Origin of the sequence: Spirosoma terrae (genome assembly GCF_010435915.1) — a bacterium.
Lineage (GTDB): Bacteria > Bacteroidota > Bacteroidia > Cytophagales > Spirosomataceae > Spirosoma > Spirosoma terrae.
This window is the reverse complement of record NZ_JAAFZH010000005.1, coordinates 418,431-434,001: the sequence shown is the minus strand read 5'-3', so window position 1 is coordinate 434,001 and position 15,571 is coordinate 418,431. Positions and strand designations below refer to the sequence as shown.

Genomic DNA, 15,571 nt, shown 5'->3' with positions numbered 1-15,571 from the left:
CGTTTTCGTTATGTAACGAACCTGTTGATTACCGTTTTGCTTCCTCCTTTTGGCCATTCTCGACCACTAAAAGGGGTATTTAATTCGTCAAATCAGGCATATAATTTACTCATTGTGAATAAAATTATAGTATTAGCAGAAGCTATAAAATCGTTCAAGAAATCCTCCGATTATTTGTTCGTGGATCTCTTAGATTGAACCATTCATCCAGCCAAATTCCATAGGAAAATTAAGTGCCGGAAATTTTCCCTGTTTGTTATGCGCCAGGTTTTACCCATCGATTCACATGCTCAAATGTCAGGCTAACGTCCGAATTTTCCGGCCTGATGCTTTTTTTACCCTGGAACGATCTTCCCCTATGTAACTTGGGCTATGAACATTCGTTTTTCGTGGCGCCAAATTGCGGGCATTGCCTCATTGATCGTATCGGTTTTAGTGAATTTGCCGTTGCTGCGGTTAACGTATCAATCACGCTGGATTGCGGTACCGGGTATGCCCGATGCCAGCCTGTCGCTAAGTCGGATGGTTTTTCACGTTGCTTTTACATTCTGTGTTATCGAACTCAATCGGCACGTTCTTACAACAAAGCAATACCGGCCACGGTTGAGCCTTTTCGGCTGGTATGCGCTTAACTTTTTAGCCTTCCTTATTCTTACGGCGGCTTTTATAGGGCTTATCCTTCTCGTATATCCCGACCGCCCTATTCTGGTTATCATTACCACTTACTTTCGAACCTTCTTTGTCTGGGTAACTGCCCTTCTGATTGCTAATTTCCTGACCGTATTGCAGCAAAACCGGACAATTCAGGCCGAAAATGAGCTATTAAAGCAACAGAGCTTACAGGCCCAAATTGATACGTTACGTGCTCAGTTGAACCCTCATTTTCTCTTCAATTCGTTGAATGCGCTCAGTTCACTAATTCGGGAAGGTGGTCCCAGAAGCCAGGAATATCTGGCTAAACTGTCGCAGGTACTACGTTACTCGTTACAGGTACAGCAACAATCACTCGTGTCTTTTTCGGAAGAAATAGAATTCACCTCAGCCTATTCGTTTTTATTGATGATCCGCTTTGGCACCAACCTCCGCATTGAGAATCAACTGCCTGCGCAGGCTCCCTGGCAAATTCCGCCGATGTCGCTGCAGTTATTGATCGAAAACGCCGTCAAACACAATATTGTCTCTTCCAGCCGGCCGTTAACCATCTATCTACTAACCGATACAGCCAACGAACATATTATTGTCCGAAATGTATATCAACCCAAGGCAGAATCGGCCGACGGTATGGGTAGCGGACTGGCCAATCTGGACAGTCGATTTCGATTACTAGCTGGCCAATCAATTCAACTTGTCCGTTCTGAGACAGATTTTAGCGTTCATTTACCAATTATCCCACTAAGCTGATGCGTGTTCTACTTATTGAAGACGAAGTTACGGCAGCTAACCACGTAGCCGCTTTACTTCAGGAAATTGAACCATCGTTAACGATTCTGGACGTAATCGACAGCGTAGAAGACGGCCAGGCTAAATGGCCACAGCTACCCACGCCCGATCTGATTTTTTCGGACATTCAGCTTGCCGATGGCTTGTCTTTCTCGCTACTGGAAAGCGTTTCAGTTCCCTGCCCAATCGTCTTTACAACCGCTTACGACGAATACGCCATTCGCGCATTTAAGCTCAACAGTATCGACTACCTGCTGAAACCTATCGATCGGGCGTCTCTCGAACGTAGTTTGCACAAATATCGCTCGCTGGCTCGCCCAGCCACGGACGATCTGATCCGTCAGATGCAATCGTTACTGAATGGTCGTGCTTTTTTAAAACAGTCCTACCGAACCAGTTTTCTGATTCAGTTTCGCGATCGACTACTGCCGCTTAAAGTTGACGATGTAGCCTATTTCTCCATTGAAGGGGGCGTTGTTTCTGCTACGTTATTCGATCGGACAAGTGACCGACGTAGCACGGGTCTGCCTATCAGCTATCCCATCGACTTAAAACTGGAAGACCTGGACAATCAACTTGACCCGCACCAGTTCTTTCGGGCCAACCGGCAGTTCATTGTGGCCCGTAACAGCATACTGGAGGCCGAACTTTATTTCAACGGTCGATTACAATTAAAAATACAACCAACTGCAAATCAACCTATTCTAATCAGCAAAGATCGGGTCTCGTTGTTTAAAAGGTGGATGGAGGAATAAATACCTATGAAAAAATATAGCATCTGCGTCTTAATCGCCTGTCTGTTTATCAGCCCTTCTTTTGGACAGCAACGACGTTTGGTCCAGCAAATGCTGGAACGCAACCTCGATAAGAATGCGGCTTCTACTACTGGCCCATCACCAGACTATAACGATCTTTATTTTTGGGCGGCACATCCTCACAAACATGATCCTGCCGACAGCATCCCTGCGTTTATCAACAAGGAACAGCGCGACAGCCTGGCCGATGTTTTCTTTATTCATCCCACTACGTTCGGAACGGGTATTCATTCGGAAGCCGACGTAACAGAACCGGACGAGCGCCGAAAAAACCTGCTGAGCGATCTAAAAAACACAGCCTGGAATGCCGACCTGAGCGACACGACCCTTATTCGGCTAACGGACCGTCGACCGATTCTGTATCAGGCTTCGGTTTTTAATGGTAGTTGCCGGGTTTTTGCCCCCCGATATCGGCAGGCCAGTTTAAAGGCATTTCTGGTTCGCCAGTCTACCCATGCTCAGGCCGCTTTCGATCTAGCTTATGGTGATGTAAAAAAAGCATTCCAGCATTATCTGGATCACGAAAACCACGGCCGGCCCTTTATCATCGCTTCGCATAGTCAGGGTAGTTTGCACGCTATACGATTATTGCAGGAACTCGTCGATGGTAAACCGTTGCAAAAACAGCTGGTTTGCGCTTACGTAGTCGGCTATCAGATCGAGAAAAATAGCTTTCGAACGATTCCGCTGGGAAACACGCCTATTGCCACTCACTGCATTATCGGCTGGAGAACCTATCAGAAGAATGAACTACCCCGTGATATTGAAAACGAACACGGTAATTCGCTCTGTGTAAATCCGTTAACCTGGACACCGTCGTCGGAGCCAGCTCCCAGCCGTTTACATACAGGCGCCTTGAAAGGCTTTAACGAGCTGATTCTTCATTCCCTGAGCGCTCAGGTAGAACCTCAGTCGGCCATTCTATGGGTTAGTTTTCCAAATGCTGCTGAGGACCTTCCCAAAAAGCTAAAAAACCTGCATGTGCTGGATTATAACCTGTTCTGGATGAATATACGGGATAATGTCAGACAAAGAATCCAGGCGTTCAATGACGCAGCCAGCCGTTGACGAGTGGCTTTGACTACCTAGCGTTCATACTTTATTTCAAGAGTACATCTTTGATTTTAATACGGAATCGGCCATCGGTGAAGCGGACCATTTCTGGCATGCCATTCTTACTCCGGTTATAAACCGTCAAATCCTCATTAAGTGTAAGCACGAAGCGGCCAGTTATTATACCAGTCGCTTCATCAATTTTCGATACTCTGACCCAACTCGGCTTCACGCCTTTGTCGATATAGCGTTTCACTAATCCGCCGGAATTACCTACGTACGAAAGGTTCGTTTGCTGGTTTTGTATCATGCTACGTTTAGCTAGCCTGGTAAGGCTAGTACGGCCTTTTTTCAATGGAATAGTATAAATCATCAAGATCTGGGTTCGGGTGCATTCTCCATCAAGGCAGCCCGTTTCTGTATTGGGGTTTGGCCCAACGCCCATACCGGGATAATCAATATCCGTATAGACCAGCAAATTCAACTGACGGACATCCTGGAGCTGTTGTGAAGGTTCCTTGATACGTAATAGTTCGCCTGTACCGTACCAGGTGGAATCGTTGAGTCTACCCGTCACATTGAATGGACCATTGTGAGAGCCCATTGGCTGTCTGGCGCATCCGGCACCGACCAGAAGGAGGAAAGCGCAATAGCGTAGTGTGTTCATCGTGCCTTTGACGTAAGAAGCAAGAATATACCGTCAACTACTTATATAGTTGCAATTTTAGCCTACCTATACACGTATTAACAATTTGCTTACTAATCTTCTGAGCACATTCGCTCCCAACATGATCACAAGAAAAAAAATGTATTTTCCTGCTATCTACTTCAGCATCTGAGCGATTTCAGAATCGGCAATTAGCCAGACGTTTTGTATTTTGGGTCATAAAATATAGTGTTTTTACAAATTGCCAGTTTAGCAGGTGATTGGGAATGATTTGACCATCTCAATCGTTAATTTAAAACTTATGCAGCAGCGACTTACATTAATCTAGGGCCATGTTCGCTATTCATTTTGGGCACTAAACCATACTCTACGTGTATTATCTACCATGCATCGATTAAATCAGCACCAGTTACTACGTTATAAAAAACGATTAGAAGCAGATAACAAAGCGTATGGGCGTATCCTGCAAACGTACCATAGATCTCAAGAGGCTACAGTTTCAGCAACCGTTGCTGCGCTCAATCAGCAATCAGACCGGTATTTTAAACGGATACTTCTTCGGCAAGTAGCCCGAGTTTGTGAGTATGAAACGGTTGTTAAACGGTTGGAGGAACTTAAATAATCCGTTTGACTTGATCCACATCCATTGGCTTAAGGGCATATCCACCTATACATACCTTACCAATTAGCGGAAGCACTGGTAATTTATTTTCACCCCATTCCTGGGCTCACTACGTCATTGGGCGGTTTTACCCGCTAATCTTTCTCATTCACTGCTGTTTTCGGGCATTCGCCTGGGAGACGTAGTAGTTTTGACTCGTCCAGTTCAGACACGGGCTCATCCCAATCCGTAACTGGCACACTACGTCTTATTTCGTCCATTTTAACAGCAAATCCTATGAAAGTAGCAAAGCTACTGGCCAGTTGTTTTCTGGCTGTATGTTTCATTGGCAGCGTTGCCGTACAGGCGCAACCTGGTGTACTAGTTGTTCGTCGGCCAGTACGAGTTATTGTGCCACCCCGGCCCGTTGTCATCGCGCGCCCGGCGCTGGTACCTGCACCAGTTGTAGTCGTTCCAGCTACTCGGATAGCAGTGGTAACCCGCCCCCGACGAGTAATCGTCTACTAGTTTTTTCTGAAGGCGTTACGTCTATAATCTCCCCTACGAAGACAATACGTCGTCTAAACTGGCATTCACTTTAGTACTGTTCTATGTAAACAAGTAAACCAAAAAATCCATCATGACACTAAAATTCGTAAAACATGCATTCTCGGTTGCTATGATCCTCGTTTCTCTTACGTCAGTTGCTCAGCAGCGACAAATCGGAACACCCGAAGAACGGGCCAGTCGCCAAACGGCACGAATGAAAGAAACACTTCAATTATCTCCTGATCAGGAGTCTTCCGTTGCCGCTATTAATTTAAACTATGCGAAACAAGCGCAATCGCTGCTCGAAGCGGGTGGACGCAATCTGAAAACGGCTCGGGAAGCCAGGTCGATGATGAAACGTAAAGACGATGAACTGGAAAAAGTCCTGAGCAAAGACCAGTTTAAGCAGTATCAGGACATCAAAGAAGAGATGCGCGACGCCATGAAAGAACGTCGTCGGCAACGTCCATAATTACATGTCCAGTGAGGTTTTCAGTACTTGGCGAAAACCTCACTAACGACGAAATAGTCTGCCAATGCATTATTACTGATCTGTGGTGTGTATGATACGCTCCTTATGCTGCTTGCCCCATTTGATCATCTCCAGGATAATATCTCCAAACGATTGGCAGTATTCCGTAGCAGTATATTCGACGGCGACTGGAATAGTCGGAATCACAGTTCTACGGATCAGTTGATTAGCTTCCATATCCTTAAGTTCACGCGATAGCATTCGCGTAGTAATGCCCGGAATACTACGTTCGATATCACGAAATCGTTTGTTCCCATTGCATATTGAATTGATGATCGGCAATCTCCATTTCCCGCCGATCACATAAATCGTATCCTGTAGCGCCTGCACTTCCTGACGCTGATTGCGCGGATTAGAAAGTACCCCCTTGGCCATTTCCTGTCGCTTCTCGTCTTGCATAGTTGGTATACTCTGTTATACTGATTACAAAGGTATACCATTTCAATACTAGGTTTGCAGCGATCAAATCATTTTTCATATGGATACCTTGCAGGGGAAAATAGCTGTGGTCACAGGCGGCAATAGTGGTATTGGCTACGCTACAGCGAAAGAACTAAAAAAACAGGGCGCTACCGTAGTTATAACTGGCAGACGGAAAGAGGCTGTTGACAAAGCTGCTGCCGAGCTTGGCATCATTGGCTTCGTGGCTGACCAAGGCCAAGTTTCGGCTATTCAACAATTGTCAGAAACTGTTAAAAAGCAGTACCGGGCAATCGATATTCTCTTCATCAATGCTGGCATACTAGGCGGGGGAGCCATTGAACAGGCAACAGAAAACGACTTCGACAACGTCATGAATGTCAATTTCAAAGGCGCTTATTTTACACTCAGCAACTTCATCCCACTGTTAAACGACGGTGGCTCAGTCGTGTTTTTGTCGTCAAATACGGCCAGTATGCATGGAGCGAACAGTTCTATCTACTCATCCAGCAAGGCTGCTCTCAACTCAGTAATGAAAATAGCAGCGGTAGAGCTGGCTCCTCGAAAGATACGAGTGAATAGTGTAAGTCCCGGCCCGATTCAAACGGAGATTATGACTAAAGCGGGTTATAGCGCAGACCAGCTTGAGCAATTGAAAGACTGGATGATTAACCGCATTCCACTCCGACAAATGGGCAATGCCGGTGATGTCGCCAAAATGGTGACTTACTTTAGTAGCCCGGTTTCGAGCTTCATCACGGGCGCTGAACTTGTTATGGATGGTGGCATGAGTTTGAAAAGCTAGTCCTGCTCGGTTCATAACAAAACAGGCGTAAACGCACATGCGTTTACGCCTGTTTTGATTTAAGATGTTCGGCTCTGCAAAATTCTACAGCCCATTCACTGGATTCATCGTCAGTAGACAGGGAGCTTTTGATGCTGAGGAAGTTTATAGAGAAACACAACATGTATGCATCTTCTCACTAAAAATAACCGACCCCTCAGCTTATGGGCGACGCTTGCTTTATCAGCAGGTTTATCAGCCTGTACCATGCGCGAAGCACCCGTTGCTCAGACGGGTCGTGTTCCTTCCGATGCGATCGCCGGAACGTATCAGGCCCGACGGTTTACGGAAAATGGTTCATCAACGCCCTATCCCATCAATAGCCAGACGGTAACTATGACCATAAAACGCCTGACTTCCACCAGCATACAGGTTACTATTCAGGCCACCGCTAATGGAAAGTATTCGCCGGGACGCGATCTTTCCTATACAGATGTGAACATAGTGGGCAATACGGGTGGAAGCGAAGTCTCCAGCTATTTTGTTCAGCTAAGCACAACAGCCGATTGTGGTTACAATACGCTTTATATTTATCCCAATCGGACCGTCGATTATAACTTTGTTCCACCGGGCAATGCCCCCTGCTCAGGTGCTCAGATCAGGTTTGAAAAACAATAGGCTGCCCTGGCAGCATCGCTTTACGGGCTTACTCTTCGGTTGGCATTCCGCCGGGTTTATCGAACCAGAGTTTTGGCGTACTCGCCGTCGAAAACCAGTATGTCCGCAAGTATTTTACGTATTCTTTCCAGTCGGTATACGAAAATGGTTTATTCGTAAAGATATTAGCCCCACCCGCATAGGCCTGCCGTACAACATGCTCATCGTGCATAACCGAGAGGATCACTATTGGCAACAGTGTATATTGTTCCTGATTCCGAATCCAGGCAAGTACATCCAATCCTGATTTTTCTGTTTTCAGATCAATATCGAGCAACACTAAACGAGGGGCCCACCCTACTAACTGGTCCAGGTAAATTGTTGCTTCCTCAAAAGTGGTTTTATGAATGAATGTACATTGAGGGAACTCGCTTTTAGTGACCTGATTCAGCATATCGTTAATCTGAGGATCATCATCAACTAAAAGGATGGAAAATTCAGCAGATTCGTTAGAGGCAGCATTCATTATTACAATTCAATCCAGTTTATTACTTTATTTTTCAGGAATACGTACAGTTGGAATACGGGCAAGTGAAAACCAATATAGACGTACCAAATTAGCCAGTTCGAGAAGGCCACGGCTATCAGAAGGCTTGACGACAAACGTATTGGCGCCAAACTTGTATGATCGATTTACATCTTCGTTGTCGCTCGAAGTCGATAACACAATAACAGGAATATGGCGGTACCGTTGAGACGATTTAATGTGGTTCAGGAATTCGAAACCACTCATAACGGGCATATTCAGATCCAGCAAAATCAGATCGGGTAGCGTATCCAGTGATTTGATCTGCTCCAGTGCTTCATTGCCGTCCATAGCAACCTGAAATTGAAAACGTTCACTTTCGGCTTCAAAAGCATTCTTGATCAGGAACTGATCATCGTCATCATCATCGACAATAAGAATCCGGAATAATTTGCTCATGTGGTGTTGAAGACAGAAAGCCCGGAGAATAAATCCGTGCAATTGTCAATCTTCAATGTAAAGTAAAAGATAATATGACGATAATCAATTGTCGATAGTAATTGTTGGGAAAGCCTATTTTGCAGGCCTTCTTCTCCCTAACTGACCGTCACGGGCTCCCCTCTTCTGCTTTCTTCCTGTGTGTAAGCCAGATAGCCAGCATAGGAGCAAAATGGAATAGACTACGAAGAACTTGCCACCGAGCGGGCCATTACCTCACTATTTACATCCCAAATGTTACGTGTATCCCAAGACCAGCTCTTTTTTCAAGCTTTCTAAGAATGGCTGTTGTTATTACTACAGATTGGCACTACGTAGAAAGATTGTTGCCAACAACACCAGGATGATACTTGCTACGTCCAGTAATGGACATGTCTCAAAAGAGAGCAAGGCTATCTACTAATTTTTCTTTTATGAGTGTGATCAAACCGATTCTCCAGCAACCAGATCAAATAGCGTATTTCTCGGGTGCCAATAACTATTGCTGGACCTATTTCCGGGATGGTGGCAAAAAACTACTAGCCAAGCCTATCAGCTATATCGAAGACCAACTGCCCGCCTTTATTCGCGTCCATAAAACGGCTCTTGTTAATCCAAGCTACGTAACAAAACTGTATCAGCCGCCCCGCAAAAAAATGTCAGGAAAAATATACCTGGATAGTGGTGAAGTGCTCCCTGTGAGCCGCCGTCGGTGGGATTACGTAGTAAAGTCGCTGGAGAATTATACCTTATCTACTCAGCATAGTGAAGAATCCAGTGATCTGACGCCCAGTCATCCGAGCAAGACACAGACACTGTCTGTGTATATGCTCACTACGCACGAGGGTAGCTACAAACTGGCCCAGAAAGTTTTTCAGAAGAACTGCCCCGATTATCAGTTTCATACAACGGACCAAAGTGTCTTTCTACCACATATGCTGGAAATGTTGCCGGAAGCAGAGCTTCCGACCCTGCTTTTACTCGATGCCCGAACGGCAACACGGGAACGACTCAGTACGCTTCATCGATTAAAAGCCAGTGATAAACTAAGAAGTATTCCGGTAATCTTATTCGTGTTGCCAACCGATCAGGCAGTTATTGACGGCTACATGCATCAGGCCAACTCGGTTATTTCGGCCGCGCCAGTCCACGGCTTGTCCGACGATCTTCTGCAGCGAATCTGCCTGTTTTGGCTACACATGGTACAGCTACCTACTGCCAAAACTACGGGTCGATTCGCTCCCTTTTACTGATACGACATAATAAACTATACTGAAAACTGAACGGGAGGTAAGGTTACCGTATCCCACCAATAACTACGTAACTGCTTAAAGTAAGCCAGCCAGTCTGAAAAATCCAGAGGCTTCACTAAATACGATGAAACACCTAACTGATAGGCCTCGTTAACATCATCCGGATCTTGCGACGAACTAAACATCACCAGCGGAATCCGATTGCAAACTGGCGACATCTCTTTAATCTCTTTCACCAAGTTCCAGCCTTCTTCTCTAGTTGGCACGTATAAATCCTGCAAAATCAGTTTAGGTAACTCCCACTCCTCAATAGTCCAGCTTTGAAGTAACTCAAGCGCCATTGCCGAGTTACTAGCCCGCACGTACATTAGTTCAGGTAAACTCTGGTTGATAGCATTCCGGATCAACGTCCAATGGTCATCATTATCCTCAATGACAAGTAACTTAGCCCGTTTAAAATTGCCGCGGAGATGTTCGTATTTAGTTAAAGCTGCCATAGTTGATACAAGTATTTCACTAAGTTAGCTATAATCTATAAACTAACTAGTTTAATTTAAAAATACGTACTAAAACATCAGAATTGATCAATAGCTGTTCCGTACGACTCCTTGTTTTACCCTGTTAAGGCTAGCTTTGTTTTGATTCACGAGAGGCTGTTAGGAACCGGGCCTTTTTCCGGTGAGCAATTTCGGCTTGATTAAGCCCGATTCATAAATCAGGTGATGGTGCTTGATTCAACTGAAGCCAGTACTTACAGACCGCTTCCATTGTTTCCAGTAACCGGTTTAGACCTATAGGCTTGATCAGAAAGGAGTTAACACCCGCTATATAGCAGGAATCTCGTTCCTGCTGCGAAGTGGCATTGCTCATCATCACAATCGGAATTTGTTTCCAGACTTTGTGCTGACGTACTTCCAGCAGTGTTTGCAAACCGTTTTGGCCAGGCATGTGCATGTCCAGCAGGATCAAACTAGGGAAGTCATTACCCAAATACTCACCTTGCGTTGTTTGGGATAATACATGCCCTAGCAAATCATCTCCACTTGTAAAAAAGCGAACAGTATACTGAGGCAAAAACCGCATAAATACCTGTTCAACTAAAAATCGGTAATCGTATTCATCATCGACAATATAGACCTGCCCACTACCATTTCTCATACACCCACGTATCAAGTCAATTAAATGAATAACTACATATTGAACTATTAGGTAGACAAATACATCAAAAAAATGCCATATAGTTAGGTATTGTACTCTCAGGGGGCAGTTAGTCAGAAAGAATACCGTTGAGGAAACTTCAGTGAGAACTGAGTTCCTTCGCCAGCGCGGCTGTCGACATATAGCTGGCAATTCAACAACTCACACAATTGACGAACAATTATAAGGCCAATACCTTCCCCCGATTTCAAACGAGTCGACTCAGGTAGTCCGGGGCCGGTGTCTACAACCGTTAGCCACCAATAATCCGCATCGACTTTCCAGTTAATCGTTACACCTCCTGCTTCTGTGTATTTTATGGCATTCAATAACAGATTCTGAGCAATTCGCCGAATTTTTACAGCATCGTTTTCTACAACCAATGTTACATCGCCGTCTACATAAAGCCATAAATTACGTTCATTAGCCAGTGGCCGTACACTCTCGGCTAACTCCCAGAGCAGTTCAGCAACATCAAACGAAGTAATATGTAGTTCTTCCTGCCCCGCTTCTAACCGGGCCATATCCAGCATTTCGGTAAGTAATTGCGTACCCTGCTTTAGATTTCGCTGCAGCACGCCCAGCATCTGCGCCCGCTCATCGTCGGAGTTGGCAAAATCCAGCAACGTAGCCGCTCCCTGAATAATACCAAAATTCCCTCTTAAATCGTGCGACGTTCGACGTAGCAGCTCTCCTCTTTCCCGAAGTTGCTGACGTAGCTGTGCCAATACCTGTAAACTCTCATTTGAGTTTACCAACTCTCCAAGTAGCTGTTCCTGTTGCTGTTCCGCTTTTTTGAGCAGGCTAATATCCTGACCGGTCAAGACAACGCCGTGGTCGTATTTCAGGAGCGTAATGAGCATCCACTGGTCTACTTTGGCATCGTAGCGCTCATCCTGAAACGACTCGCCGGTTTCCAATACCCGCTTAACATTGGAAAATGTATGTTCCTGCCAAAGTTTCTCAGCTAGTTGCGCAATCGATTTCCCTGTTAATTGCTCAATCGTCCGACTCGTTACCGTAGCAAACTCCTGATTACAGACAACTAACCGAAAGTCTATTATCGTCTGATTGGCATCATGAATTGGTTTCAAAAACCCAATAGCGGCCGGCGAACTATTCAATACGGCCTGTAAATTGAGGGCGGTTTCTTCCAGATTCCGTTCAGCCTGCTGCAAGTCAGTAATATCACGGGCAATAGCCAGCACACTTTCAATGGTGTTATCTGGTCCAAACTCAGGTACCATCCGTGAATAAAACTGAGCCCAGCCAGTAGGGGTTGGGAAAGCATTATAGTGTTCCTGCGGCTGGCCAGTATCGAAGGTATATTGAAGTTTCGCCATATAAGGCTCGGCAATGTCGGCTGGCTGACCCATTTCAAGGTTGGTCTTGCCCAACAGATCCGTAAGCGATTGGCCCGTTTTGCCCGTAAAGGCACTATTGGCAAACAACAGTCGTAGCTCTTTATCCCAGCGAGTAATAACATCGGGGGTGTTTTCGACCAGCGTACTTAGCTGCCGGGTTCGCTGAGCTAGATCCTCCGTTCGTTCCCGCACACGCTGATCCAGCTCCTGATTCATTTCGTGTTGCCAGTGTACATCGGCCGATGAGCCAATGTATCCCTGAAACGTACCTTCTGCCGTAAAGGTGGGCTGCGCATTTTCCAGCATCCATCGATACTCCCCATCCCGCCGATGAAGTCTATATTCTATACTAAACGGTTGCCGGTCTTTAACATTCCGGTTGTAGGTAAGCTGATAAACGGGCTGGTCGTCGGGATGAAGGCTTTCAACCCAGCTATGTTCGAGCACATCACCCATACTACGTCCTGTATAGTCAAGCCATACTTTGTTTAGAAAGGTAAATCGGCCGTCAGCATCGGTTACCCAGATCAGCGTAGGGGCATTATCGGCTATCTGACGAAACCAAGCTTCGCGTTCAGCCAGTAGGTGTTGCGCCCGCCGACGTTCAGTAATATCGTCAATCGCCACTAAGATTGAATCCTGTTGCCGAACCACTCGCCGGGCGTTGATCGACAGAATTTTATCGCCTGTTTCTGGCGCAAAATAAGCTAGTTCAAACCCCTGAAACTGGAGGCCCGACATAAGAATATCGGTCAGCATGAGCCTTAGTTCAGGAATATCCCACTGTCGATTTCCCAGTTCGTAAACAAGTCGACGTTCGGTCGCATTTTCGGTAAAATGAAACAGACGATAAAAAGCAGGGTTCGCACTCTTCACCCGCAATTCGGCATCGAGTACCAGTGTAGCCTCGCGAATAGTCCGAAAAATATCTTCCGAAAACTGGTGTGCTTCAGATAGCTGGTCGTTCCGAACCTGAAGCTCCTGGTTAATGGTCAGCAACTCCTCATTCGTTGACTCGATTTCTTCTTTGCTGGTTTCCAGCTCCTCATTAATACTCTGCAGCTCTTCGTTGCTGCTGATAATTTCCTCGTTGGCCGACTGTAGCTCTTCATTACTGGCTTCCTGCTCTTCAATAATCGAACGCATATCTTCGCGCAGATTGGCCAGTACCGTTTCCAGTTCTTTGATCCGTTCATTACGGGCACTGGCCGACTGCGTAGTGGAAGTGACCGGTGGCTCCATTTCTTCAAAAATGATCAGAAACAGACGTTCTTCCGTAGCCGTATCGAGCGGAATGGCTTCAATTGACGCGTAGTGTGTATTTGTTCGTACTTTAAATTCCAGCCCATTTTTCCGTACTGGCTCCCCCGACTTGTGGGCTTTATGAATCGCATTCCGAAGTTCAAACACCAGCATCGGGCGAGCCATTTTGATCAGATTCAGACTCGCTTTGCCCGGAGCAGGCTCAAGAAACAAACCTGTTGATCCCCGAAATTGTAAAATCTCCATATCCTTACTGACCACTACGCTTGCAGGGATATAATGAGTTAGCAGAAGATTATCAACCAGCTTATCCAGGTCAGATACGGAACCAGGTACGGAGTTGTTAGGTGTGCTATTTGCGCCCTTTCCCGTAATTTTGGGAATAACCTGGGGCTTTCCATTAGTGGTATCGCCGTCATGATGGCGGGGCGTCATTGTGAACGTAGCACGACTATCCACGTCGTTTCGGCGAACAAATACCTTGTAGTTTTTCTCCAACTGAGTAAACAGAACGGCCGATGTTCCTACTGTTTCGGATTTACCCAGCACCAGATAGCCAGTAGGGTTCAATGCATAATGGAACGTAACGATCGCTTTCCGCTGAAGAGACGTATCGAGATAGATCAGCAGATTCCGGCAACTGATCAGATCGAGTCGTGAAAAGGGCGGGTCTTTCAGTAGATTATGTGGGGCAAATACACACAGATCCCGCACCGATTTGTTGACTCGGTAATGATCGTCTACTTTGGTAAAAAAACGCTGTAATCGTCCGGGCGATACGTCCCTCACCTCGCCACGCGTATAACTACCCAACCGGGCTTTGGCTACGGCAGATTCGCTCAGGTCGGTAGCAAACAATTGTATCCGTCGATTCAGCGACCGTTCGCCCAGTACTTCCAGCAGCAATATTGCGATGGAATAGGCCTCCTGGCCTGTCGAACAGGCCGGCACCCAGATACGTATTGGCTCACCGGGGGGGTTATCGCGAACCAGTTGCGGGAACAACACCTTCTGGAGATAATCCATCGTTTCGCTGTCCCGAAAAAATGTTGTTACGTTGATCAGCAGATCATCGTATAACAAACTGGCTTCGTCGGGGTGCTGTTGAATATAATCAGCATACGCCCGCAACGAGTCTAATTTATAAAGCAGGGTCCGACGAATAATCCGCCGACGGATGGTTGTTACTTTGTAGTGGCTGAAATCCACACCCGTAGCCCGGCGCAACAGTTGAATAATGCTCCGTAAATCGTCGTTGGAGCCAACAATAGGCTCCTCTTTTAACACTTCCAACCCTTCCGCATCCTGGGATTCAGTCAGCGCCGTTTGCTTAAATAGGTCAATCTGGCTACTCAGGCGCTCCAGTTCCTTGGCAATACCAGCCGGAGACAATACTCGATCCACAACCCCCTCTACTATTGCCGAGCGGGGCATACTCATAAACCGAGCCGAGATATCCTGCGCAAACGTAATGCCTCCGGCTGCTTTAATGGCCCGCAACCCCAACGTTCCATCCGACGCTGTTCCTGATAACACAACAGCGATGGCCCCCTCTTTCTGCTGCTCGGCCAGTGAGAGAAAAAACTGATCAACAGGCATATGAATCGACGAGTGAAAAGCCTGTGTCTTTACGGTCAGTATGCCATTGAAAACCTCCAGATTACGATCTGGCCGAATAACATACAGATGATTCGGTTCTATACGCATCAGGTGCTGTGCCTCCTGTACCGTCATAGGTGTAGCCTGACGTAAACTATCGATCAAAGGTGCTTCCTCCTTGGGATCAAGATGTTGAATATAGATATAGGCCAGTCCTGTTGATGGCGACAGATTTTTTAACAACTCTATTATCGCTTCCTGTCCGCCAGCAGAAGCACCTATGGCAACAATCGGGACTTTGGGTACATATGCAGGAGCGGAGGATCGCTTCTTTGCCATATTTTTCAGGTTCTATACAAACCAAGCGTTAATCT

Annotated in this window: 15 protein-coding genes; 8 read left to right on the top strand and 7 right to left on the bottom strand. The window is 46.2% G+C overall.

Annotation, left to right across the window (positions count from 1 at the left end; all coding sequences use genetic code 11):
• The first annotated feature begins 372 nt into the window (after nt 1-372).
• The 3 genes from GK108_RS14735 to GK108_RS14725 are packed head-to-tail and all read left to right on the top strand — an operon-like array spanning nt 373 to nt 3,323.
• Nucleotides 373-1,401 carry a sensor histidine kinase gene (locus GK108_RS14735; RefSeq protein WP_163949588.1) on the top strand — a complete coding sequence of 343 codons (1,029 nt, stop codon included), beginning with the start codon at nt 373-375 and terminating at the stop codon, nt 1,399-1,401.
• On the top strand, nt 1,401-2,195 hold the full coding sequence (locus GK108_RS14730; protein ID WP_246224904.1) for a LytR/AlgR family response regulator transcription factor: 795 nt from the start codon (nt 1,401-1,403) through the stop codon (nt 2,193-2,195). Before GK108_RS14735 ends, GK108_RS14730 begins: the two co-directional genes overlap by 1 nt.
• Before the next feature lie 6 nt (nt 2,196-2,201).
• Complete coding sequence (locus tag GK108_RS14725; protein WP_163949585.1) at nt 2,202-3,323, top strand: DUF3089 domain-containing protein; 1,122 nt, start codon at nt 2,202-2,204, stop codon at nt 3,321-3,323.
• A 31-nt stretch (nt 3,324-3,354) separates the two neighbouring features.
• Here the strand turns inward: GK108_RS14725 and GK108_RS14720 are convergent, their stop codons facing one another.
• Complete coding sequence (locus tag GK108_RS14720) at nt 3,355-3,975, bottom strand: hypothetical protein (protein ID WP_163949582.1); 621 nt, start codon at nt 3,973-3,975, stop codon at nt 3,355-3,357.
• Nucleotides 3,976-4,873: 898 nt separating this feature from the next.
• On the opposite strand from GK108_RS14720, the gene GK108_RS14715 reads away from it, so the two are divergent.
• Together GK108_RS14715 and GK108_RS14710 are read left to right on the top strand one after the other, a co-directional pair.
• Nucleotides 4,874-5,104 carry a hypothetical protein gene (locus GK108_RS14715; protein WP_163949577.1) on the top strand — a complete coding sequence of 77 codons (231 nt, stop codon included), beginning with the start codon at nt 4,874-4,876 and terminating at the stop codon, nt 5,102-5,104.
• A gap of 112 nt (nt 5,105-5,216) precedes the next feature.
• Nucleotides 5,217-5,597 carry a hypothetical protein gene (locus GK108_RS14710; protein WP_163949573.1) on the top strand — a complete coding sequence of 127 codons (381 nt, stop codon included), beginning with the start codon at nt 5,217-5,219 and terminating at the stop codon, nt 5,595-5,597.
• Between the two features lie 72 nt (nt 5,598-5,669).
• Here GK108_RS14710 and GK108_RS14705 read toward each other — a convergent pair whose 3' ends face one another.
• Nucleotides 5,670-6,056, bottom strand: a complete 387-nt coding sequence (locus GK108_RS14705) for a winged helix-turn-helix transcriptional regulator (RefSeq protein WP_163949570.1) — start codon at nt 6,054-6,056, stop codon at nt 5,670-5,672.
• Between the two features lie 79 nt (nt 6,057-6,135).
• On the opposite strand from GK108_RS14705, the gene GK108_RS14700 reads away from it, so the two are divergent.
• Together GK108_RS14700 and GK108_RS14695 are read left to right on the top strand one after the other, a co-directional pair.
• Nucleotides 6,136-6,882, top strand: a complete 747-nt coding sequence (locus GK108_RS14700; protein ID WP_163949565.1) for an SDR family oxidoreductase — start codon at nt 6,136-6,138, stop codon at nt 6,880-6,882.
• A 165-nt stretch (nt 6,883-7,047) separates the two neighbouring features.
• Nucleotides 7,048-7,539: a hypothetical protein gene (locus tag GK108_RS14695; protein ID WP_163949562.1), complete on the top strand. Its 492-nt coding sequence runs from the start codon at nt 7,048-7,050 to the stop codon at nt 7,537-7,539.
• 28 nt (nt 7,540-7,567) lie between these two features.
• Here the strand turns inward: GK108_RS14695 and GK108_RS14690 are convergent, their stop codons facing one another.
• Both GK108_RS14690 and GK108_RS14685 read right to left on the bottom strand, forming a co-directional pair.
• The gene (locus GK108_RS14690; protein ID WP_163949559.1) at nt 7,568-8,044 is read right to left on the bottom strand and encodes a response regulator; all 477 of its coding nucleotides are present in this window, start codon (nt 8,042-8,044) and stop codon (nt 7,568-7,570) included.
• 27 nt (nt 8,045-8,071) lie between these two features.
• Entirely contained in the window at nt 8,072-8,503 is a 432-nt protein-coding gene (locus GK108_RS14685; RefSeq protein ID WP_163949555.1) for a response regulator, read from the bottom strand.
• Nucleotides 8,504-8,955: 452 nt separating this feature from the next.
• Between GK108_RS14685 and GK108_RS14680 the strand changes: the two genes are divergently transcribed.
• Nucleotides 8,956-9,774 (top strand): response regulator transcription factor, encoded by an 819-nt coding sequence (locus GK108_RS14680; protein ID WP_163949552.1) that lies wholly within the window; start codon nt 8,956-8,958, stop codon nt 9,772-9,774.
• A gap of 14 nt (nt 9,775-9,788) precedes the next feature.
• Here GK108_RS14680 and GK108_RS14675 read toward each other — a convergent pair whose 3' ends face one another.
• From GK108_RS14675 to GK108_RS14665, 3 genes are all read right to left on the bottom strand, one after another.
• Complete coding sequence (locus GK108_RS14675; RefSeq protein WP_163949549.1) at nt 9,789-10,271, bottom strand: response regulator; 483 nt, start codon at nt 10,269-10,271, stop codon at nt 9,789-9,791.
• A gap of 211 nt (nt 10,272-10,482) precedes the next feature.
• Nucleotides 10,483-10,932: a response regulator gene (locus tag GK108_RS14670; protein ID WP_163949544.1), complete on the bottom strand. Its 450-nt coding sequence runs from the start codon at nt 10,930-10,932 to the stop codon at nt 10,483-10,485.
• Nucleotides 10,933-11,045: 113 nt separating this feature from the next.
• The gene (locus tag GK108_RS14665) at nt 11,046-15,536 is read right to left on the bottom strand and encodes a CheR family methyltransferase (protein WP_163949541.1); all 4,491 of its coding nucleotides are present in this window, start codon (nt 15,534-15,536) and stop codon (nt 11,046-11,048) included.
• Between the last annotated feature and the right edge of the window lie 35 nt (nt 15,537-15,571).

Excerpts from the sequence above, each read along its gene's own strand:
- GK108_RS14665 (WP_163949541.1), bottom strand. The coding sequence starts at position 15,536 with ATGGCAAAGAAGCGATCCTCCGCTCCTGCATATGTACCCAAAGTCCCG.
- GK108_RS14735 (WP_163949588.1), top strand. The coding sequence starts at position 373 with ATGAACATTCGTTTTTCGTGGCGCCAAATTGCGGGCATTGCCTCATTG.
- GK108_RS14700 (WP_163949565.1), top strand. The coding sequence starts at position 6,136 with ATGGATACCTTGCAGGGGAAAATAGCTGTGGTCACAGGCGGCAATAGT.
- GK108_RS14710 (WP_163949573.1), top strand. The coding sequence starts at position 5,217 with ATGACACTAAAATTCGTAAAACATGCATTCTCGGTTGCTATGATCCTC.
- GK108_RS14730 (WP_246224904.1), top strand. The coding sequence starts at position 1,401 with ATGCGTGTTCTACTTATTGAAGACGAAGTTACGGCAGCTAACCACGTA.
- GK108_RS14725 (WP_163949585.1), top strand. The coding sequence starts at position 2,202 with ATGAAAAAATATAGCATCTGCGTCTTAATCGCCTGTCTGTTTATCAGC.
- GK108_RS14715 (WP_163949577.1), top strand. The coding sequence starts at position 4,874 with ATGAAAGTAGCAAAGCTACTGGCCAGTTGTTTTCTGGCTGTATGTTTC.
- GK108_RS14675 (WP_163949549.1), bottom strand. The coding sequence starts at position 10,271 with ATGGCAGCTTTAACTAAATACGAACATCTCCGCGGCAATTTTAAACGG.
- GK108_RS14705 (WP_163949570.1), bottom strand. The coding sequence starts at position 6,056 with ATGCAAGACGAGAAGCGACAGGAAATGGCCAAGGGGGTACTTTCTAAT.
- GK108_RS14695 (WP_163949562.1), top strand. The coding sequence starts at position 7,048 with ATGCATCTTCTCACTAAAAATAACCGACCCCTCAGCTTATGGGCGACG.
- GK108_RS14720 (WP_163949582.1), bottom strand. The coding sequence starts at position 3,975 with ATGAACACACTACGCTATTGCGCTTTCCTCCTTCTGGTCGGTGCCGGA.
- GK108_RS14690 (WP_163949559.1), bottom strand. The coding sequence starts at position 8,044 with ATGAATGCTGCCTCTAACGAATCTGCTGAATTTTCCATCCTTTTAGTT.
- GK108_RS14685 (WP_163949555.1), bottom strand. The coding sequence starts at position 8,503 with ATGAGCAAATTATTCCGGATTCTTATTGTCGATGATGATGACGATGAT.
- GK108_RS14680 (WP_163949552.1), top strand. The coding sequence starts at position 8,956 with ATGAGTGTGATCAAACCGATTCTCCAGCAACCAGATCAAATAGCGTAT.
- GK108_RS14670 (WP_163949544.1), bottom strand. The coding sequence starts at position 10,932 with ATGAGAAATGGTAGTGGGCAGGTCTATATTGTCGATGATGAATACGAT.